The 20,650-nt window shown below is 54.9% G+C and carries 17 protein-coding genes and 1 pseudogene; 17 read left to right on the forward strand and 1 reads right to left on the reverse strand.

Annotated features, from left to right (window positions below; translation table 11 throughout):
- Position 1: 1 nt before the first annotated feature.
- Entirely contained in the window at positions 2-1,870 is a 1,869-nt protein-coding gene (gene kup, locus EH206_RS22425) for a low affinity potassium transporter Kup (protein ID WP_009115042.1), read from the reverse strand.
- 279 nt (positions 1,871-2,149) lie between these two features.
- Here kup and ravA point away from each other — a divergent pair, with 279 nt between their 5' ends.
- The 17 genes and pseudogenes from ravA to glmS all read left to right on the forward strand — a co-directional run bounded on the left by ravA (position 2,150) and on the right by glmS (position 20,420).
- On the forward strand, positions 2,150-3,646 hold the full coding sequence (ravA, locus tag EH206_RS22430) for an ATPase RavA (RefSeq protein ID WP_009115043.1): 1,497 nt from the start codon (positions 2,150-2,152) through the stop codon (positions 3,644-3,646).
- Positions 3,647-3,652: 6 nt separating this feature from the next.
- Positions 3,653-5,132, forward strand: a pseudogene (gene viaA / locus EH206_RS22435) (ATPase RavA stimulator ViaA).
- A gap of 219 nt (positions 5,133-5,351) precedes the next feature.
- A complete protein-coding gene (gene asnC / locus EH206_RS22440; protein WP_232216620.1) occupies positions 5,352-5,759 on the forward strand; it encodes a transcriptional regulator AsnC in 408 nt (135 codons plus the stop codon).
- Positions 5,760-5,848: 89 nt separating this feature from the next.
- Complete coding sequence (mioC, locus tag EH206_RS22445; protein ID WP_009115046.1) at positions 5,849-6,292, forward strand: FMN-binding protein MioC; 444 nt, start codon at positions 5,849-5,851, stop codon at positions 6,290-6,292.
- A gap of 392 nt (positions 6,293-6,684) precedes the next feature.
- Positions 6,685-8,574 (forward strand): tRNA uridine-5-carboxymethylaminomethyl(34) synthesis enzyme MnmG, encoded by a 1,890-nt coding sequence (mnmG, locus tag EH206_RS22450; RefSeq protein ID WP_009115047.1) that lies wholly within the window; start codon positions 6,685-6,687, stop codon positions 8,572-8,574.
- Between the two features lie 56 nt (positions 8,575-8,630).
- Positions 8,631-9,251: a 16S rRNA (guanine(527)-N(7))-methyltransferase RsmG gene (gene rsmG / locus EH206_RS22455; protein WP_009115048.1), complete on the forward strand. Its 621-nt coding sequence runs from the start codon at positions 8,631-8,633 to the stop codon at positions 9,249-9,251.
- Positions 9,252-9,884: 633 nt separating this feature from the next.
- A complete protein-coding gene (gene atpI / locus EH206_RS22460) occupies positions 9,885-10,268 on the forward strand; it encodes a F0F1 ATP synthase subunit I (protein WP_009115049.1) in 384 nt (127 codons plus the stop codon).
- 22 nt (positions 10,269-10,290) lie between these two features.
- A complete protein-coding gene (gene atpB, locus EH206_RS22465; protein WP_009115050.1) occupies positions 10,291-11,094 on the forward strand; it encodes a F0F1 ATP synthase subunit A in 804 nt (267 codons plus the stop codon).
- A 49-nt stretch (positions 11,095-11,143) separates the two neighbouring features.
- Positions 11,144-11,383, forward strand: a complete 240-nt coding sequence (gene atpE, locus EH206_RS22470; protein WP_005976545.1) for a F0F1 ATP synthase subunit C — start codon at positions 11,144-11,146, stop codon at positions 11,381-11,383.
- 64 nt (positions 11,384-11,447) lie between these two features.
- Entirely contained in the window at positions 11,448-11,918 is a 471-nt protein-coding gene (atpF, locus tag EH206_RS22475; protein WP_009115051.1) for a F0F1 ATP synthase subunit B, read from the forward strand.
- A gap of 14 nt (positions 11,919-11,932) precedes the next feature.
- Positions 11,933-12,466, forward strand: coding sequence for a F0F1 ATP synthase subunit delta (gene atpH, locus EH206_RS22480; protein ID WP_009115052.1), 534 nt, complete (start codon positions 11,933-11,935; stop codon positions 12,464-12,466).
- Between the two features lie 12 nt (positions 12,467-12,478).
- On the forward strand, positions 12,479-14,020 hold the full coding sequence (atpA, locus tag EH206_RS22485) for a F0F1 ATP synthase subunit alpha (RefSeq protein ID WP_009115053.1): 1,542 nt from the start codon (positions 12,479-12,481) through the stop codon (positions 14,018-14,020).
- A gap of 52 nt (positions 14,021-14,072) precedes the next feature.
- Positions 14,073-14,936 (forward strand): F0F1 ATP synthase subunit gamma, encoded by an 864-nt coding sequence (atpG, locus tag EH206_RS22490; RefSeq protein WP_009115054.1) that lies wholly within the window; start codon positions 14,073-14,075, stop codon positions 14,934-14,936.
- A 32-nt stretch (positions 14,937-14,968) separates the two neighbouring features.
- Positions 14,969-16,351 carry a F0F1 ATP synthase subunit beta gene (gene atpD / locus EH206_RS22495; RefSeq protein WP_009115055.1) on the forward strand — a complete coding sequence of 461 codons (1,383 nt, stop codon included), beginning with the start codon at positions 14,969-14,971 and terminating at the stop codon, positions 16,349-16,351.
- A 28-nt stretch (positions 16,352-16,379) separates the two neighbouring features.
- Positions 16,380-16,793, forward strand: a complete 414-nt coding sequence (locus tag EH206_RS22500) for a F0F1 ATP synthase subunit epsilon (RefSeq protein ID WP_198008376.1) — start codon at positions 16,380-16,382, stop codon at positions 16,791-16,793.
- A gap of 238 nt (positions 16,794-17,031) precedes the next feature.
- Entirely contained in the window at positions 17,032-18,402 is a 1,371-nt protein-coding gene (gene glmU, locus EH206_RS22505) for a bifunctional UDP-N-acetylglucosamine diphosphorylase/glucosamine-1-phosphate N-acetyltransferase GlmU (protein WP_009115057.1), read from the forward strand.
- A gap of 188 nt (positions 18,403-18,590) precedes the next feature.
- On the forward strand, positions 18,591-20,420 hold the full coding sequence (glmS, locus tag EH206_RS22510; protein ID WP_009115058.1) for a glutamine--fructose-6-phosphate transaminase (isomerizing): 1,830 nt from the start codon (positions 18,591-18,593) through the stop codon (positions 20,418-20,420).
- Positions 20,421-20,650: the final 230 nt, after the last annotated feature.

Consider the following 20,650-nt stretch of genomic DNA (forward strand, 5'->3'; position numbering starts at 1 on the left):
TTTAAATCTCCACCTGAATACCAAGCTCAATCAACCGGTTGGGGGGGATTTCAAACTGATCGCCCGCCCGCAGGGCATTGCGGCTGAGCATCATAAACAGCTTGCCGCGCATGCGCAGATACCAGGGGCGTTTCCCCATCGTCAGCGATTCATTGGACATAAAAAACGAGGTTTCCATCATCTGGCAGGTCAAGCCATCCTGCCAGCAGCGGTGAAACACCTCTTCCACGTTGGGGGTTTCGCGCCAGCCGTAGTTGGCGATAACCCGCCAGAAGGTTGGCGAAAGCTGTTCCACCGTCACCCGCCGGGCATTGAGCACATAAGGCGCGTCTTCGTTACGCATGGTCAGCAGCACCACCCGTTGGTGCAATATCTTGTTGTGTTTCAGGTTGTGCAACAGGGCGAACGGGATAACGTGGGTGGCGCGCGACAGGTAAACAGCCGTGCCCGGCACCCTGAGCGGCGGCGATTTCTCCAGCGAGGCGATCATCGCGTCCAGCGAATTGCCGTGTTCATGCAGGCGGCGCAGCAACCTGAAGCGTTCGCTTTTCCAGGTGGTCATAATGACGAACATCGCCGTGCCCAGCATCAGCGGCAGCCAGCCGCCGGACAGGATTTTCCCCACGTTGGCTAAAAACATCGGCACATCGACAAGCAGCAGCCCGGTAAGCAATATCCAAACCAGATAGCGGTGCCAGTGCCAGTTTTTTATCGCCACCGTACAGAACAGGATGCTGGTCAACACCATGGTTCCGGTTACCGCGATGCCATACGCGGCCGCCAGGCTGCTCGAATGCTCAAAGCTGACGATCACTATCACCACCGCGATATATAACAGCCAGTTAACCACCGGAATATAAATCTGGCCGGATTCCATATCGGAGGTGTGGACAATGCGCATCGGCGGAAGATACCCCAGACGAACCGCCTGGCGCGTAAGTGAAAACACCCCGGAAATAACCGCCTGCGATGCAATGATCGTCGCCAGCGTGGCCAGCACCATTAACGGTATCAGCGCCCAACCGGGCGCCAGCAGAAAGAAGGGGTTTTTAATCGCTTCCGGATGTTTTAGCAATAAGGCGCCCTGGCCGAAATAGTTCAGCACCAGCGACGGCAGCACCACGCTAAACCAGGCGAGACGAATGGGAAACTTGCCGAAATGCCCCATATCCGCGTACAGCGCCTCCACGCCGGTAATCGCCAGCACCACCGCGCCCAACGCGAAAAACGACACCGTTTGGTATTCGGCGAAGAAGCGGATGGCCCACAGCGGATTTAGCGCCCGCAGCACCTGCGGGTTATCGATGATGCTGTCCGCCCCGAGGATCGCCAGCGTAACAAACCACACCAGCATCACCGGGGCGAACAATTTCCCCACGCTGCCGGTGCCGCGTTTTTGAATAATAAACAGCAGCGTCAGAACCATAATCGACAGGGGAACGATATAGTGTTCCATCGATGGCGCGGCGATTTCCATCCCCTCAATGGCGGACATTACCGATATCGCCGGGGTAATGACCACTTCCCCATAAAAGAAGCTGCCGCCAATCAGTCCCATAATCACCAGCACCGAGGTCATCCGGTCAGAAGTATTGCGCCCGGCCAACGACATCAGCGTAAGTATCCCCCCCTCGCCGGCGTTATCGGCCCGCATTACATAGGTCAGGTACTTAATCGAAACCACAACAACCAATAACCAAAAGATTAAAGAAAGAAAACCAAATACCGAATCAGGTTCGACGCCAAGGCCAAACTGCCCGGATAAACACTCTCTTAGCGTATAAAGCGGACTGGTGCCGATATCGCCATAGACCACCCCTATCGCCGCCAGCGTAACGGCCGGAAGCGCACGTTTATGTTCTGAGATCATAAACTTTATCTTCTTTTATCAACCAGTTAGCAGAAAGTGATTTTTCCGCGCCCACTCGCCTAAAAACGCCCAGTATGCACAAATACGGCTAAAAACCTATTTTTATATCGTCCGGGAAACATCCTGTAAAAAGTGGCTTATTGATTAACCAACCGGGAAGGGTCAATAATCAGCAACGCTCTACTAATAAAAATCTGTGATCTGCCTTTTATTATTACTATTTTTTTGCGGAAAAAGATGTTTTTCCGCCGACGAAACCATGGGAATGATTGATTAACTATGCTGCAATCCGCCGCTTTGGCCGACAGGATTTCACGCCTCGGTGACGCCCTGGAGCATGGCCTGTATGAACGACAGCACGCCATCCGCCTGTGTTTACTGGCCGCGCTAAGCGGAGAAAGCGTTTTTCTGCTGGGTCCGCCGGGGATCGCCAAAAGCATGATCGCCCGACGTATTAAATTCGCTTTTCGCCACGCGAATGCGTTTGAGTATCTGATGACGCGCTTCTCCACCCCGGAAGAAGTCTTCGGCCCGTTGTCTATTCAGGCGTTAAAGGAGGAAGGCCGTTACCAGCGATTAACCGCGGGTTATCTGCCGGAAGCGGAGATTGTCTTTCTGGATGAAATCTGGAAAGCCGGTCCCGCCATTTTAAACACCCTGCTGACCGCCATTAACGAACGTCGTTTCCGCAACGGCAATAGCGAAGACCCCATCCCCATGCGTCTTCTGGTCACCGCCTCCAACGAGCTGCCCGAAGCGGACAGCAGTCTGGAGGCGCTGTATGACCGCATGCTGATTCGTCTGTGGCTGGACAGAGTGCAGGAAAAACATAATTTCCGCGCCCTGCTGGCGAATAACGGCAGCGAGGGCGACAACCCCGTCAGCGCCGCGCTCAGCGTCAGCGATGAAGAGTACCGGCAGTGGCAAAAGGATATTGACCGCGTCTCGCTGCCGGAAAACTGTTTTGAGCTGATTTATCAGCTGCGCCAGCGGCTGGACGCCTTGCCGCAATCCCCTTACGTGTCCGACCGGCGCTGGAAAAAAGCCCTGCGTTTACTTCAGGCGTGCGCGTTTTTCAGCGGACGGGAAGCCATCGCCGCGGTGGATATCATTCTGCTGAAAGACTGCCTGTGGCATAACGGCGATACCTTGACGCTGGTCGAGCAACAGATCGAACAGCTGATTACCGAACAGGCCTACCAGCAGAAGAACCTGCTGTTTCGCCTGCAGCAGTTGAACGTGCAACGCCAGCAATACCAGCTGCAACAGAGCGAGTTACAGGCGCTTTATGTGGAAAGGCACGGCCACCGGTTGGGGCGCAAATCCCATTATTCCCTGCCGGAAACGCTGAGCGCGGATACGCTGAGTCTGGTTTTGCAGCGGCCGTTGGTGCTTAACGATATTGAAGTCAGCCATCTGGTGATGGATAAAGACGCGCTGCAAAACTGGCTCCACAAAGGGGGGGAAATACGCGGCAAGCTGAACGGCATCGGTTTTACTCAGCCTGTGGATCTGGCGGTGGACGATCGCCATCACCTGACCGTCCGCGATATCAGCCTGCAATCTTCCATTCTTTCCCTGCCGGAAAAACGTGACTGCACGCTACCGGCCGAACTCACCGATGAATATGAAAAGCTGACGATTCAACTGCGCGAACAGCGGCGATTATTCGGTCTGCATCAGCCCTGTCTGTTTGTTCCCGCAGAATGGCTGGCGAAAATTGAAGCCAGCCTGCAGCGGGCGGCCGAACAAATTCAGCGGTCAATGCAGGATTAAGCGCCGATGATCACGCTGGAATCACTGGAAATAGTGCTGTCGATAGACGAAAACGCGCTATTACGCGCTATTGGACGAACTGGCGGTGACGCTTCTGGCCACGCCGCAGCTGGCGGTTTTTTTCGAGAAATACCCTGGCCTGAAATCCGCCCTGCTTAACGACCTGCCCGACTGGAAAGAAGCCCTGAAGCAACGGTTGCACAATACTCAGGCGCCGCCGGAGCTGGAAACCGAATTCGGCTGCTATCAACGCGCTCAGGCGGCGGACAGCCAGGCGTTTCACGCCCGCCTGCCGCGCATTATGGAAATGTTGAACCAGGTTGAATCCCCCTTTCTGACCCAGGCCGATCGGCTGATTCACCAGCCGGAACCCGAGCTGGGGCAAAAAATCAGCAGCGGCCTGCACGCCCTGTTTCTGCAACGCTGGCGGCTGAGCCTGACGCTGCAAACCCTCTCCCTGCACCAGCAGATAATGGAACAGGAGCGGGAGGCGCTGCTGGACGAATTGCAGCAACGCCTTACGCTGAGCGGCAAACTGGAGCCGATTCTGGCCGAGAACGAGCAAGCCGCGGGGCGGCTGTGGGATCTCAGCGCCGGACGACTTATCCGCAGCGACCAGCAGGTCCTGCTGGATTACGCCGCTTTTCTGCAACGCCAGCCGGCGTTGCAGCGCCTGGCGGAACGTCTGGGGCGCAGCCGGGAAACAAAATCCATTCTCAGCCACGATGCGCCCAAAGAAACATTCCGCGTAATGATTCGCGAACCTGCAACCGTGCCCGAACAGGTCAGCGGCATTCACCAGAGTGACGATATACTGCGTTTATTACCGGCGGAGCTGGCGACCATGGGCATCGGCGAGCTGGAATATGAGTTCTATCGCCGCCTGTTGGAACATCGTCTGCTCACCTACCGTTTGCAGGGGGAAAGCTGGAGCGAAAAAGCAGCCGAGCGGCCGGTTATCCACCAGCATAATGAGCAACAGCCGCGCGGACCGTTTATTGTCTGCGTCGATACCTCGGGATCGATGGGGGGATTTAACGAACGCAGCGCCAAGGCCTTCTGCCTGGCGCTGCTGCGTATCGCCCTGGCGGACAAGCGCCGTTGCTATATCATGCTGTTTTCCACCGGGATAGTGCGCTATGAGCTGACCTCAGCGGACGGGCTGGAACAGGCGGTGCGCTTTCTCAGCCAGACATTCCGCGGCGGAACCGATCTCAGCGCCTGCCTGTCGGCATTGCTGGATAAAATGGACGAGTGGCTGTGGCATGACGCCGATGCGGTGGTGATCTCAGATTTTATCGCCCAGCGCCTGCCCGATGAACTGGTCGACAAGGTTAAACGGCGCCAGCAACGGCTAGGGCATCGTTTTCACGCCGTAGCGATGTCCGATCACGGCAAACCCGGCATCATGCGTATTTTCGACCATATCTGGCGCTTCGATACCGGGCTGAAAAGCCGCCTGATGCGGCGCTGGCGCCACGGCTAACCATTTCCTCCGATAAAAATCGTCCGCCGTCCAAAAGATGACAGGACCATCCGAATCAGCGTATAAATACTCGGGTTCTTGACTGAACATCTTCTACGTTAATAGCCTTTTCAGGGCCAATCCATCGCCTTATAACGGTAGTAAATAAAAATTTCAGGAGAAAACGTGGCGGAAATTTATCAGATCGATAATCTCGATCGCGGCATCCTCTCAGCCTTGATGGACAATGCGCGCACCCCCTATGCCGAACTGGCGAAGCAGTTTTCCGTCAGCCCGGGGACCATCCACGTGCGGGTGGAAAAAATGAAGCAGGCGGGGATCATTATCGGCACGCGCCTGGATATCAGCCCAAAACAGCTGGGCTATGACGTCTGCTGTTTTATCGGCATCATTTTGAAAAGCGCCAAAGACTATCCCTCCGCGCTGGAAAAGCTCAACAATCTGGAAGAGGTGGTGGAGGCTTACTACACCACCGGCCATTACAGCGTGTTTATTAAGGTTATGTGCCGCTCGATCGACTCCCTGCAAGACGTACTTATCAACAAGATCCAGACCATTGATGAAATTCAGTCCACCGAGACGCTGATCTCGCTGCAAAACCCCATTATGCGGACCATCGCGCCTTAATACGTTTTCTTATACCCCTATTATCCACAGGTAGATCCCAGCCTGATCACAGCGTACAATGTCCCGTCTTTTATCAGGTGGGATGGTGTATGGCTGACATTACGCTAATTAGCGGCAGTACCTTGGGCAGCGCGGAATATGTGGCGGAACATCTGGCCGAACTGCTGGAAAAGAAAAATATCTCCTGCGAGATGCTGCACGGCCCTGAACTGAACGAGCTGCCGGAGAGCGGTTTATGGCTGCTGGTCACCTCAACGCACGGCGCCGGGGAACTGCCGGATAATCTGCAGCCGCTGTTTGAACAGCTGGAGCGGCAGAAACCCGATCTCTCCCAGGTGCGCTTCGGCGCCATCGGCATAGGCAGTAAAGAGTACGATACCTTTTGCGGCGCGATCCTCACCGCGGATCGGATCTTAAGCCAGCTCGGCGCCAAAAGGATCGGCGATATTCTGAAGATCGACATCACCCAGCACGAAATTCCCGAGGATCCGGCGGAAGAGTGGCTGGGATCCTGGGTTAATTTACTCAATTAAGGCGAAATATTCAGCGTTTGAATGTGTATAACTATGCTCAATTCAGGTGTAAAAGCGGTAGTTATCCCTATAACAAGCGCGGATTGTTTTTTGACCTGTGCATAACTAGCCATTCAGATCCCAGCTTATACGCGGCGGGATCACCGATCATTCACAGCTAACGATCGTCATTAATATATTGATCTTTAAAATAAATAATCACTTATCCACACAAAGGATCGATCCTAATAGAAGATCTAATAAAGAGATCTTTAAATAAAAAGATCTTTCTTTAATTAGCCAGGATCCAAGACGCTTGGTCGTTTGGGTAAAGTTGAGTAGAATCCTCCCCCCCAGGGCAAGCAACGATCGTTTCGCAACTATCCATTCGCAACAATGCGAGGAGCAGTACCATGTTTTATCCAGATCCTTTTGACGTCATCGTGATCGGCGGAGGCCATGCCGGAACGGAGGCCGCTATGGCTTCGGCACGCATGGGACGACAAACCCTTTTGCTGACGCACAATATCGACACGCTGGGACAGATGTCCTGCAACCCGGCGATCGGCGGTATCGGCAAAGGGCATCTGGTTAAAGAGATCGACGCCATGGGAGGGTTGATGGCCCGCGCCGTCGACCAGGCCGGCATTCAGTTTAGGATACTAAACGTCAGCAAAGGCCCCGCGGTGCGCGCTACCCGGGCACAGGCGGATCGCGTACTCTATCGGCAGGCGGTGCGCACCGCGCTGGAAAATCAACCCAATCTGACGATCTTCCAACAGGCGGTGGACGATCTTATCGTGGAAAACGATCGCGTGGTGGGCGCGGTCACTCAGATGGGGTTAAAATTCCGCGCCAAAGCGGTGGTGCTGACCGTGGGAACGTTCCTCGACGGCAAGATCCACATCGGGCTGGATAACTACAGCGGCGGACGCGCCGGCGATCCGCCTTCCATTCCGCTGGCCCGGCGTCTGCGTGAACTGCCGCTGCGGGTTAATCGTCTTAAAACCGGCACGCCGCCGCGTATCGACGCCCGAACCATTGATTTCAGCGTACTGGCGCAGCAGCACGGCGACAATCCCATACCGGTATTCTCCTTCCTGGGACAGGTCAGCCAGCATCCGGCGCAGATGCCGTGCTACATCACCCATACCAATGAAAAAACCCATGAGGCGATCCGCAATAACCTGGATCGCAGCCCGATGTATGCCGGGATCATTGAAGGGATCGGCCCGCGTTACTGTCCGTCGATCGAAGACAAAGTGATGCGTTTCGCCGATCGCAATTCGCATCAGATCTTTCTGGAGCCGGAAGGGCTGACCAGCAATGAGATCTATCCCAACGGGATTTCGACCAGCCTGCCGTTCGACGTGCAGTGGCAAATCGTGCGTTCGATGACCGGAATGGAAAATGCGCGCATTGTTCGCCCCGGCTATGCCATCGAGTACGATTTCTTCGATCCGCGAGATTTGAAAACCACGCTGGAGAGCAAATTTATTCACGGCCTGTTCTTCGCCGGCCAGATTAACGGCACCACCGGCTACGAAGAGGCCGCGGCGCAGGGGATGCTGGCGGGGCTGAACGCCGCCCGACTGGCCTTTGACCAGGAAGGCTGGGCGCCGCGCCGCGATCAGGCCTATCTCGGCGTACTGGTGGACGACCTCTGCACCCTGGGCACCAAAGAACCCTATCGGATGTTTACTTCGCGCGCCGAATACCGCCTGATGCTGCGGGAAGACAATGCTGACCTGCGTCTGACGGAGATCGGCCGCGAACTGGGAATGGTGGACGACCACCGCTGGGCGCGCTTTAACGAAAAGCTGGAAAACATTGAAAAAGAGCGCCAGCGCCTGCGCGATATTCGTATTCACCCGCAGTCCGAGCAGTTGGAGCAGGTCAACGGCCTGTTGAAAACGCCGCTGTCGCGCGAAGCAAACGGGGAAGAGCTGCTGCGCCGTCCGGAAGTGGACTATGCTCAGCTGACCGCGCTGCCGCTGTTTGCGCCGGCGTTGACCGACCAACAGGCCGCCGAGCAGGTTGAAATTCAGGTCAAATACGCAGGCTATATCGCCCGCCAGCAGGATGAAATCGAGAAACAGCAGCGTAACGAGAATACGCTGTTGCCCGTCGAGCTTGATTATCGCCAGGTTAACGGATTGTCGAATGAGGTGATCGCCAAGCTCAACGACCACAAACCCGCGTCGATCGGCCAGGCCTCGCGTATTTCCGGTATCACCCCTGCCGCCATCTCCATTCTGCTGGTGTGGCTGAAAAAACAGGGAATGCTGCGCCGCAGCGCCTGAGCCGAGGCAACCTTGCCGGCAGTACGATTTCACATAAATAACTCCAGGATCTTAGGGTGCATAACACGCTTGATAATCTGCTGAAAACCGCCGCTATTGTGCTTTCAGAAAAGCAAAAAAATTTGCTGATTCAGTATGTTGAGATGCTGCATAAGTGGAACAACGCCTACAATCTGACCTCCGTGCGCGATCCGCGGCAAATGCTCGTCCGCCATATTATGGACAGTATCGTGGTGGAGTCTTATTTACAGGGGCAACGTTTTATTGATGTGGGGACCGGGCCTGGGTTACCGGGGATCCCCTTGGCGATAGTGCGTCCGGCAGCGCATTTTACCTTGCTGGACAGCCTGGGAAAACGGGTCCGCTTTCTCCGTCAGGTGCAGTATGAATTGCAGCTGGAGAATATTTCTCCGGTACAGAGCCGGGTCGAGGATTTCCCTGCCGAGCCGCCATTCGACGGCATTATCAGCCGGGCATTTGCTTCATTGCAGGATATGGTTCATTGGTGTCATCATCTTCCCGCTACACCATCCGGCCGTTTCTATGCCCTGAAAGGAGTGTTGCCCGCGGAAGAACTTACCGCGTTGCCCCAGGGCGTTGAGCTGGAGCGAGTGATTCGTTTATCGGTGCCGGAACTGGAAGGCGAACGCCATCTGATAGTGCTTAAACCAAATTAATTTTGCGTTTTATCAAAAAAATTATAACTAATTATGCCTCTACCGTCTGTTTACATGTCGGGCGCGGCGGCGTGCGGTTCGGCGATTAACGTTCACTTATATTTCACATATGGCGGGATTTTTCTGGTTACGGAGTTAGTTTTATGGTTAATAGTCACTGGCGAAAATAATTTATCGCCGGCGAACTTCGCTGTTTCGAGTGTTAATTTAGTGAAAAAAATAATATCAATAATGTCAATAGATGGTTTAAATGGTGTTTATTTCGTGTTTTTAATTTGTTCGTTTTTAACTTATTGAATTTAAATAAGATAAACAGCTTTCTTTGCTAAAGACAAAAAATAACCTTATCCGTTATAAAGGGCCGGGAGAGCGTTTATGTGAGGAATATCACATATCAGGCGGCTTTAGAAATTAATTACCGCGCATAGGTGCGATTATGATTGTTGGCGGAAATGCGTCTCCGGAAAGAAATTTAAATAATTGTTCACCTTTTCGCTACTTATCGATTGAATTCGCAGGTATGACCCGTATAATTTGCTCGTTTTTTGCTGCTTGACTCAAGGGTATAAAGGCAGTTTTATACGTCATTCAGCACACCTCTGGAAGGTACGAGGTACGGAGAGAGCAAAGGCCATGTCTGTATCCCTTTACAGCGGAAAAGCGGCTTTAAGGTTACTGCTACTACAGCTGGCCGCTATTATTCTGCTGAGCGCCGTCTTCGCCGCCGGCAGTATTGAAGCCGGGGCTTCCGCGTTAGGCGGGGGACTGGCGGCCTGGTTGCCGAACGTCCTGTTTGTGCTGTTTGCCCTGCGTCATCAGGCGCACACGCCTGCCGACGGGCGCGTCGCCTGGTCGTTTGCCATCGGCGAGGCGCTTAAGGTATTGATCGCCATTGCACTGCTGGTGGTGGCGTTAGGGATGTTCAAAGCGGCTTTTTTCCCGCTCGGCCTGACTTATCTGGCGGTGTTGGTTATGCAGATAGTGGCGCCGGCCGTAATGAACCGTTACCGTAATTAACAACAAAAGGGTAAGAGACATCATGTCTGCATCAGGAGAAATCTCTACTCCTCAAGAGTATATCAGTCATCACCTGACACACTTGCAGGTGGGGACGGGGTTCTGGTCGATCAACATCGATTCGATGTTTTTCTCTATCGCTCTCGGGGTCCTCTTTCTGGTTATCTTCCGCCGGGTTGCCAAAAACGCCACCAGCGGCGTGCCGGGTAAATTGCAAACGGCGGTCGAGCTGATTGTCGGCTTTGTCGACAGCAACGTGCGCGACATGTTTCATGGCAAAAGCAAACTTATCGCGCCGCTGGCGCTGACCATTTTCGTCTGGGTTTTCCTGATGAACCTGATGGATCTGCTGCCCATCGATTTTCTGCCGCAGGTGTGGGCCGGCGTCTATAGCCTTCTCGGCCACGATCCGGCGCATGCCTATCTGCGCGTGGTGCCGTCCGCGGACGTCAATATCACCTTGTCCATGGCGCTCGGCGTTTTTGCCCTGGTCCTGTTCTACAGCATTAAAATGAAAGGCGTTGGCGGTTTCGTTAAGGAACTGACCATGCAGCCGTTCAACCATCCAGTATTTATTCCTATCAACCTGATTCTTGAAGGTGTCAGCCTGCTGTCCAAACCGATCTCTCTTGGTTTGCGACTGTTTGGCAACATGTATGCGGGTGAGTTGATCTTCATCCTGATTGCCGGCTTGCTGCCGTGGTGGTCGCAATGGTTGTTGAATGTGCCCTGGGCCATTTTCCACATTTTGATCATTACGCTTCAGGCTTTTATTTTCATGGTTCTGACGGTTGTTTATCTCTCGATGGCATCTGAAGAGCATTGATTTTCTTTCAACACAATAACGTTTTAATTGAAACAAACTGGAGACTGTCATGGAAAACCTGAGTGTGGATCTGCTGTACATGGCTGCCGCGTTGATGATGGGTTTGGCGGCAATCGGTGCTGCGATCGGTATCGGCATTCTGGGTGGGAAATTCTTGGAAGGCGCTGCGCGTCAGCCTGATCTGATTCCTCTGCTGCGTACACAGTTCTTTATCGTCATGGGTCTGGTTGACGCCATCCCGATGATTGCCGTTGGTCTGGGCCTGTATGTGATGTTTGCGGTGGCCTAAGCGGAGATGTTTTCCGCCGGGGTTGAAACATCAACTTATTTAACTTTGAAAGAGGCATTGTGCTGTGAATATTAATGCAACAATCCTCGGCCAGGCCATTGCGTTCGTCCTGTTTGTCTGGTTCTGCATGAAGTATGTATGGCCGCCGATTATGGCCGCCATCGAGAAGCGTCAGAAAGAAATCGCTGACGGTCTGGCTTCTGCCGAACGTGCCAAAAAAGATTTGAACCTGGCGCAGGCCAATGCGACGGATCAACTGAAGAAAGCCAAAGCGGAAGCCCAGGTGCTCATCGAGCAGGCAAACAAACGCCGCGCTCAGATCCTGGATGAAGCTAAAGTGGAAGCGGAAGCTGAACGTAACAAAATTGTCGCGCAGGCGCAGGCTGAAATTGAAGCCGAACGCAAACGCGCTCGTGAAGAGTTGCGTAAGCAGGTCGCCATGTTGGCTATTGCCGGTGCCGAGAAAATTATTGAACGTTCCGTGGATGAAGCTGCCAACAGCGACATCGTTGATAAACTGGTCGCTGAACTGTAAGGAGGGAGGGGCCGATGTCTGAATTTGTCACGGTAGCTCGCCCCTACGCCAAAGCAGCTTTTGACTTTGCGGTTGAGAATCAGGCGGTTGATCGCTGGCAGCATATGCTGGCGTTTACGGCCGAAGTCACGCGTAACGAACAGATTGCCGAGTTGCTTTCCGGTGCGATAGCGCCGATTGAACTGGCGAAAACGTTTATTGCCGTTTGTGGCGATCAACTTGATGAAGCCGGCCAGAACCTGATCAAGGTGATGGCCGAGAACGGACGTTTACCGGTGCTTCCCGAAGTGCTGGCACAATTTGTTCAACTGCGGGCGGCGCAGGAATCGACGGTTGAAGTCGATGTTGTTTCCGCCGGTACGTTGAGTGAGCAGCAGCTGTCGAAGATAGCCGCGGCGATGGAAAAACGTCTGTCACGCAAAGTGAAGCTGAATTGCAAAATTGATAAGTCTGTCATGGCCGGCGTGGTGATACGCGCGGGCGATATGGTGATAGACGGCAGCATTCGCGGTCGTCTGGAACGTCTGGCAGACGTCTTGCAGTCTTAAGGGGACTGGAGCATGCAACTGAATTCCACCGAAATCAGCGAACTGATCAAGCAGCGCATTGCTCAGTTCAATGTGGTGAGCGAAGCTCACAATGAAGGTACTATTGTTTCCGTCAGCGACGGGATTATCCGCGTTCACGGCCTGGCCGAAGTGATGCAGGGGGAGATGATTTCCCTGCCGGGCAACCGCTACGCGATTGCACTGAACCTGGAGCGCGACTCCGTTGGTGCGGTGGTGATGGGGCCGTATACGGATCTGGCCGAAGGCATGAAGGTAAAATGCACCGGCCGTATTCTGGAAGTGCCGGTCGGCCGCGGTCTGCTGGGCCGCGTGGTCAACACCCTGGGCGCACCGATCGATGGTAAAGGCCCGCTGGAGCATGACGGTTTCTCCGCGGTTGAAGCGATTGCGCCCGGCGTTATCGAGCGTCAGTCCGTCGATGAACCGGTGCAGACAGGTTATAAGTCCGTCGATGCCATGATCCCCATCGGTCGCGGTCAGCGCGAGCTGATTATCGGCGACCGTCAGACCGGTAAAACGGCGCTGGCCATCGACGCCATCATCAACCAGCGCGAATCCGGCATCAAGTGCGTTTACGTCGCTATCGGCCAGAAAGCCTCCACCATCTCCAACGTGGTGCGTAAGCTGGAAGAGCACGGCGCGCTGGCCAACACCATCGTGGTGGTGGCGACCGCGTCCGAGTCCGCCGCGCTGCAATACCTGGCGCCGTACGCCGGGTGCGCCATGGGCGAATATTTCCGCGACCGCGGCGAAGATGCGCTGATTATTTATGACGACCTGTCCAAACAGGCGGTCGCCTATCGTCAGATTTCTCTGCTGCTGCGTCGTCCGCCAGGCCGTGAAGCCTATCCGGGGGACGTGTTCTATCTGCACTCCCGTCTGCTGGAACGGGCCGCGCGCGTTAACGTCGACTACGTTGAGACTTTCACCAAGGGAGAGGTAAAAGGTAAAACCGGTTCTCTGACCGCGCTGCCGATTATCGAAACCCAGGCCGGCGACGTTTCCGCGTTTGTTCCGACCAACGTGATTTCGATCACCGACGGTCAGATCTTCCTGGAATCCAACCTGTTCAACGCCGGTATTCGTCCCGCAGTCAACCCGGGGATCTCCGTATCCCGCGTGGGCGGCGCGGCGCAGACCAAGATCATGAAAAAGCTGTCCGGGGGGATTCGTACCGCGCTGGCGCAGTATCGTGAACTGGCGGCGTTCTCGCAGTTTGCATCCGATCTGGATGATGCAACGCGCAAACAGCTGAACCACGGTCAGAAAGTGACCGAGTTGCTCAAGCAGAAACAGTATGCGCCGATGTCGGTTGCGCAGCAGTCTCTGGTGCTGTTCGCTGCGGAACGCGGTTACCTTGAAGACGTTGAAATTGCGAAAGTCGTCGGCTTTGAAGCGGCGTTGCTGGCCTATGCCGATCGCGAGCACGGCGAACTTCTGCAACAAATCGACCAGTCTGGCGCTTATAACGATGAGATCGAGGGTAAGTTCAAAAATATTCTCGATACCTTTAAGGCAACCCAGTCCTGGTAACGCCCGGTGGCCTGCTGTAAAGCAGGCCGCAAGGCTTTGAGGAGGAGCAAAGATGGCCGGCGCAAAAGAGATACGTAGTAAGATCGCAAGCGTCCAGAATACGCAAAAGATCACCAAAGCGATGGAAATGGTCGCCGCCTCCAAAATGCGTAAATCGCAGGAACGTATGGCGGCCAGCCGTCCTTATGCGAAAACCATACGCAAAGTGATTGGTCACCTTGCGTTGGGCAATCTGGAATACAAACACCCCTACCTGGAAGAGCGGGACGTTAAGCGCGTCGGGTATCTGGTGGTGTCTACCGACCGTGGCCTGTGCGGCGGGTTGAACATTAACTTGTTCAAAAAGCTGCTGGCTGATATGAAATCCTGGAACGAGAAAGGCGTTGATGTCGATTTGGCGCTGATTGGCTCCAAAGCGGTCTCTTTTTTCAATTCGGTGGGCGGGAATATCGTCGCTCAGGTCACCGGCATGGGGGATAACCCTTCCGTGTCGGAATTGATCGGGCCGGTGAAAGTTATGCTGCAGGCCTATGACGAAGGTCGTCTGGACAAGCTGTATATCGTGTGTAACAGGTTTATCAATACCATGTCTCAGGAACCGCTGGTTGCTCAACTGTTGCCGTTACCGCCCGCGGATGACGGCGAGTTGAAGAAAAAGTCCTGGGATTACCTGTATGAACCCGATCCCAAGTCGCTGCTCGATACCCTGCTGCGCCGCTATGTGGAGTCGCAGGTTTATCAGGGCGTCGTAGAGAACCTGGCCAGTGAACAGGCCGCGCGAATGGTGGCGATGAAAGCCGCGACCGATAACGGCGGCAGCCTGATCAAAGAGTTGCAGTTGGTATACAACAAAGCTCGTCAGGCCAGCATTACCCAGGAACTCACCGAAATCGTCGGGGGAGCCTCCGCGGTTTAAACCAGGTTTACGAATTACGTAGAGGATTCAAGATGGCTACTGGAAAGATTATCCAGGTAATCGGCGCCGTGGTGGACGTCGAGTTCCCGCAGGATGCGGTACCAAAAGTGTACGATGCGCTTGAGGTAGAGAACGGCGCGGAAAAACTGGTGCTGGAAGTACAGCAGCAGTTGGGCGGCGGCGTTGTTCGTTGTATCGCAATGGGCTCTTCCGACGGCCTGCGTCGCGGGTTGAAGGTAACCAATCAGGGACACCCGATCGAAGTCCCGGTGGGTAAAGCGACCCTGGGCCGCATCATGAACGTGCTGGGCGAGCCGGTCGACATGAAAGGCGACATCGGCGAAGAAGACCGCTGGGCGATTCACCGTGAAGCGCCGAGTTACGAAGAACTGTCCAGCTCGCAGGAACTGCTGGAAACCGGCATCAAGGTTATCGACCTGATGTGTCCGTTCGCCAAGGGCGGGAAAGTCGGTCTGTTCGGCGGCGCCGGCGTGGGTAAAACCGTAAATATGATGGAGCTGATCCGTAATATTGCGATCGAGCACTCCGGTTATTCGGTATTTGCCGGCGTGGGCGAACGTACCCGTGAAGGTAACGACTTCTACCACGAAATGACCGAATCCAACGTTATCGATAAAGTATCGCTGGTGTACGGGCAGATGAACGAGCCGCCGGGCAACCGCCTGCGCGTGGCGCTGACCGGGTTGACCATGGCGGAAAAATTCCGTGATGAAGGGCGCGACGTGCTGCTGTTTATCGATAACATTTATCGCTACACCCTGGCCGGTACAGAAGTGTCCGCGCTGTTGGGCCGTATGCCTTCGGCGGTGGGCTACCAGCCGACGCTGGCGGAAGAAATGGGCGTGCTGCAAGAACGTATCACTTCCACCAAAACCGGTTCCATCACCTCGGTTCAGGCGGTTTATGTTCCCGCGGATGACTTGACCGACCCGTCGCCGGCCACTACCTTCGCCCACCTGGACGCCACCGTGGTACTGAGCCGTCAGATCGCGTCTCTGGGGATCTACCCGGCGGTCGACCCGCTGGATTCCACCAGCCGTCAGTTGGATCCGCTGGTCGTCGGTCAGGAACACTACGACGTGGCGCGTGGCGTGCAGTCCATTCTGCAACGTTACCAGGAGCTGAAAGATATCATCGCCATCCTGGGGATGGACGAACTGTCGGAAGATGACAAACTGGTGGTATCCCGCGCTCGTAAGATCCAGCGCTTCCTGTCGCAGCCCTTCTTCGTGGCGGAAGTGTTCACCGGTTCTCCGGGCAAGTACGTCTCCCTGAAAGATACCATTCGCGGTTTTAAAGGTATTATGGACGGCGAATACGACCACCTGCCGGAGCAGGCGTTCTACATGGTTGGTTCCATTGAAGAAGCAGTGGAAAAAGCCAAGAAACTGTAACGCCTTGTAGGAGGGTGATATGGCTGCTATGACTTACCATCTGGATGTCGTTAGTGCGGAACAGGAAATGTTCTCCGGCCTGGTGCAGAAAATCCAGGTAACCGGGAGCGAAGGCGAACTGGGTATTTATCCGGGACATGCCCCTCTGCTGACCGCCATTAAGCCCGGCATGGTGCGTATTGTTAAACAGCACGGTGAAGAAGAGTATATCTACCTGTCCGGCGGCATCCTCGAGGTGCAGCCGAACATGGTTACCGTACTGTCCGATACCGCCATCCGCGGGCAGGATCTGGACGAAGCGCGGGCGCTGGAAGCGAAACGCAAAGCCGAAGATCATATCCGCAACTCGCACGGCGACGTGGATTATGCCCAGGCTTCCGCCGAGCTGAGCAAAGCGATTGCCAAGCTGCGGGTTATCGAACTGACCAGAAAAACGATGTAACGGATAAAAGCGTGATACACAAAAGCCGGTCGGTTTATCCTGACCGGCTTTTTTCGTTTCGGTGAAAGCAGCTATAGAGGGTGTCGATGCGCTTAACCCGCCTCTATTTTTCAGTCAGCCTTTTCAGAAAAAACTCATCAAAAACGGTCCGCTTTCAGCATAAGTTTCGGTACACTTTGGCTATTCTTTTTTCTATTCCTTGTTGATTGTCCGCCAATCAGTTCTCGTCAGGATGCTTATGTCGAATAGCGCTATGAGTGTGGTTATCCTTGCTGCCGGTAAGGGAACCCGCATGTACTCCGATCTTCCTAAAGTTTTGCACCCGCTGGCGGGTAAACCGATGGTTCAGCATGTGATTGACGCCGCCATGACCGTCGGCGCGCAGCATGTTCATCTGGTTTACGGCCACGGGGGCGACTTATTGCGAAGCGAACTGTCCGATCAGGCGTTGAACTGGGTGCTACAGGCGGAGCAGTTGGGAACCGGGCACGCCATGCAACAGGCGGCGCCCTATTTTAGCGCTGATGAAGATATTCTGATGCTGTACGGCGATGTGCCGCTGATCTCTCCGCCAACGCTGCGGCGCCTGCTGAAGTCGAAGCCGCGGGGCGGCATCGGCCTGCTTACCGTGAAGCTGGACGATCCCGCCGGCTACGGGCGCATCGTGCGTGAAAACGGCGCGATCGTCGGGATCGTCGAACATAAAGACGCCAGCAAGGAACAGCGGCGGATTAATGAAATCAATACCGGCATTCTGGTCGCCAACGGTAAAGATTTGCAGCGTTGGTTAAGCCAATTGAATAACGATAACGCCCAGGGCGAGTACTACATCACCGATATCATCGCCATGGCGGCGGCGGAAAGCCGCAGCGTCGTCGCGGTGCATCCCGAGCGCCTGAGCGAGGTGGAAGGGGTGAATAACCGCCTGCAGCTTGCGGCGCTGGAGCGGGTTTATCAACGCCAGCAGGCGGATAACCTGTTGCTGGCCGGCGTGATGCTGCTCGATCCCGAACGCTTTGATCTGCGTGGGGAACTGCTGCACGGCCGGGATGTTGCCATTGATGCCAACGTGGTGGTGGAAGGCCGGGTTACGCTGGGCCATCGGGTTAAAATCGGCGTGGGCTGCGTGATAAAAAACAGCGTGATTGGTGATGATTGTGAAATCAGTCCATACTCGGTGTTGGAAGACGCGGTGCTCGAAGCGCAATGCACCATCGGGCCGTTCGCTCGTTTGCGCCCCGGCGCTGAGCTGGCGCAAGGCGCGCACGTCGGCAACTTTGTCGAGATGAAAAAAGCCCGTCTCGGTAAAGGCTCGAAAGCCGGTCATCTGAGCTACCTGGGCGATGCCGATATCGGCGCCGGCGTCAATATCGGGGCGGGAACCATCACCTGTAACTATGACGGCGCCAATAAGCATAAAACGGTTATTGGCGATGACGTGTTTGTCGGTTCGGATAGCCAACTGGTGGCGCCGGTCACGGTGGCCGCGGGCGCCACTATCGCCGCGGGCACCACGGTGATGAAAGACGTCAATGGCGCGGATCTGGTCTATAACCGCAAAGAGCAGAACCATAAAGCGGGTTGGCGGCGTCCGCTGAAGAAGAAATAAGCGGCTATCGGCCTTTGCCGGCGGCGGAGGCCGTTTTGCCCTGCGTTTGTTATCGTCATAAGAAGCGCAGGGCAAAACATAATAATCCCCAACTTTCTACCAGGCTCGGGGAATCCGGAAAAACCGGAACAATCAGGTCTAAGACATATCCGGTGACACAATATGTCACTTTAATAGGAATACAATCGATGTGTGGAATTGTAGGCGCTGTTGCGCAACGTGATATTGCAGAAATTTTGTTGGAAGGTTTACGTCGTCTTGAATACCGTGGTTACGACTCCGCCGGTCTGGCCGTGGTTGACAATGAAGGGCAGGTCGCCCGTCTGCGGCGTTTGGGAAAGGTTCAGATTCTGGCCCAGGCGGCCGAAGAGCATGCGCTGCGTGGCGGCACCGGGATTGCCCATACCCGGTGGGCAACCCACGGCGAGCCTTCGGAGGAAAATGCGCATCCGCACGTTTCTGAAAATATTATCATCGTCCATAACGGCATTATCGAAAACCATGAACCGCTGCGCGAGTTGATGATTGAACGCGGTTATCGTTTCGTTTCGGAAACGGATACCGAAGTGGTGGCGCATCTGGTTCATTTCGAACAGAAGCAGGGCGGTTCGCTGGTTGAGGTGGTCAAGCGCGTTATCCCGCAGCTGCGCGGCGCCTATGGCATGGTGGTGCTGGATAGCCGCGACCCGAGCGTACTGGTGGCCGCGCGCTCAGGTAGCCCGCTGGTTATCGGCCGCGGCATGGGGGAAAACTTTATTGCTTCCGACCAGCTGGCGCTGCTGCCGGTTACTCGCCGCTTTATCTTCCTGGAAGAGGGCGATGTCGCTGAAATTACGCGTCGCGACGTGCGCGTGTTTGATAAAGCCGGCAACCTTGCCGAACGTGAAGAGATCGAGTCGAAAGTCAATTACGATGCCGGCGACAAGGGCGCCTATCGCCACTATATGCAGAAAGAGATCTATGAGCAGCCGGTGGCGATCAAGAACACCCTCGAAGGGCGTTTCAGCCACGGCGAGGTCAATCTCTCTGAATTAGGTACGCAGGCGAATGAGTTGTTGGCGAAGGTCGAGCATGTGCAAATCATCGCCTGCGGCACCTCTTACAACTCCGGCATGGTGTCTCGTTACTGGTTTGAAGCGCTGGCGGGCGTGCCGTGCGACGTGGAGATCGCCTCCGAATTCCGCTATCGCCAACCGGCGGTGCGTAAAAACAGCCTGATGATTACCCTGTCGCAGTCGGGAGAAACCGCGGACACCCTGGCGGCGCTGCGTTTGTCCAAGGATCTGGGCTATCTGGGATCGCTGGCTATTTGCAACGTGGCGGGTTCTTCGCTGGTGCGCGAGTCCGATCTGGCGCTGATGACCAAAGCGGGCGTTGAAATCGGCGTGGCTTCCACCAAGGCGTTCACCACCCAGTTGACCGTACTGTTGATGCTGGTGGCGCGTATCGGCCGCCTGCGGGGTATGGATGCGCAGATTGAACATAATATTGTGCGCGGTTTGCAGGCGCTGCCGGCGCGTATCGAACAAATGCTGTCGCAGGACAGCCTTATCGAGTCGCTGGCGGAAGGTTTTTCCGATAAGCATCACGCCTTGTTTCTGGGGCGTGGCGATCAGTATCCCATCGCCATGGAAGGGGCGCTGAAGCTGAAGGAAATCTCCTATATTCACGCCGAAGCCTACGCCGCCGGTGAACTGAAACACGGGCCGCTGGCGCTGATTGATGCGGATATGCCGGTGGTGGTGGTGGCGCCCAATAATGAACTGCTGGAAAAACTGAAATCCAATATTGAAGAGGTGCGCGCCCGCGGCGGCGAGCTGTATGTCTTCGCCGACCAGGATGCCGGTTTCACCAGCAGCGAAAATATGAAAATTATTCCGTTGCCGCACATTGAAGAGGTGATTGCGCCGATTTTCTATACCGTGCCGCTGCAATTGCTGGCTTACCACGTTGCGCTGATTAAAGGCACCGACGTCGATCAGCCGCGTAATCTGGCCAAGTCGGTCACGGTGGAATAAACCGTAGCGTTAAAATCCAATCCGCTTGTCGGTGACTCGGTTAGCAGGTTTCCATCGGGCGGATTTTTTTGTCTATTCCATGGCGTTTTCTCTCTATCCTGATTTTGTAGGACGGCTGATAGGCTGGCTCTGACAGACTTTTGTCAGGTTATATCTATTTTGTGTAAAATAGTTTGTGTGATGCGCTGGTTATTACCTTTGGCATCAGGCGCCGGTACTTTTAGGCCGTT

The organism is Brenneria nigrifluens DSM 30175 = ATCC 13028 (genome assembly GCF_005484965.1).
In the GTDB taxonomy this organism is placed as follows: Bacteria; Pseudomonadota; Gammaproteobacteria; order Enterobacterales; family Enterobacteriaceae; genus Brenneria; species Brenneria nigrifluens.

Coding starts and splice junctions, on each gene's coding strand:
- kup (WP_009115042.1), bottom strand. CDS start 1,870: ATGATCTCAGAACATAAACGTGCGCTTCCGGCCGTTACGCTGGCGGCG.
- ravA (WP_009115043.1), top strand. CDS start 2,150: ATGCTGCAATCCGCCGCTTTGGCCGACAGGATTTCACGCCTCGGTGAC.
- asnC (WP_232216620.1), top strand. CDS start 5,352: ATGGACAATGCGCGCACCCCCTATGCCGAACTGGCGAAGCAGTTTTCC.
- mioC (WP_009115046.1), top strand. CDS start 5,849: ATGGCTGACATTACGCTAATTAGCGGCAGTACCTTGGGCAGCGCGGAA.
- mnmG (WP_009115047.1), top strand. CDS start 6,685: ATGTTTTATCCAGATCCTTTTGACGTCATCGTGATCGGCGGAGGCCAT.
- atpI (WP_009115049.1), top strand. CDS start 9,885: ATGTCTGTATCCCTTTACAGCGGAAAAGCGGCTTTAAGGTTACTGCTA.
- atpB (WP_009115050.1), top strand. CDS start 10,291: ATGTCTGCATCAGGAGAAATCTCTACTCCTCAAGAGTATATCAGTCAT.
- atpE (WP_005976545.1), top strand. CDS start 11,144: ATGGAAAACCTGAGTGTGGATCTGCTGTACATGGCTGCCGCGTTGATG.
- atpH (WP_009115052.1), top strand. CDS start 11,933: ATGTCTGAATTTGTCACGGTAGCTCGCCCCTACGCCAAAGCAGCTTTT.
- atpA (WP_009115053.1), top strand. CDS start 12,479: ATGCAACTGAATTCCACCGAAATCAGCGAACTGATCAAGCAGCGCATT.
- atpG (WP_009115054.1), top strand. CDS start 14,073: ATGGCCGGCGCAAAAGAGATACGTAGTAAGATCGCAAGCGTCCAGAAT.
- atpD (WP_009115055.1), top strand. CDS start 14,969: ATGGCTACTGGAAAGATTATCCAGGTAATCGGCGCCGTGGTGGACGTC.
- EH206_RS22500 (WP_198008376.1), top strand. CDS start 16,380: ATGACTTACCATCTGGATGTCGTTAGTGCGGAACAGGAAATGTTCTCC.
- glmU (WP_009115057.1), top strand. CDS start 17,032: ATGTCGAATAGCGCTATGAGTGTGGTTATCCTTGCTGCCGGTAAGGGA.
- glmS (WP_009115058.1), top strand. CDS start 18,591: ATGTGTGGAATTGTAGGCGCTGTTGCGCAACGTGATATTGCAGAAATT.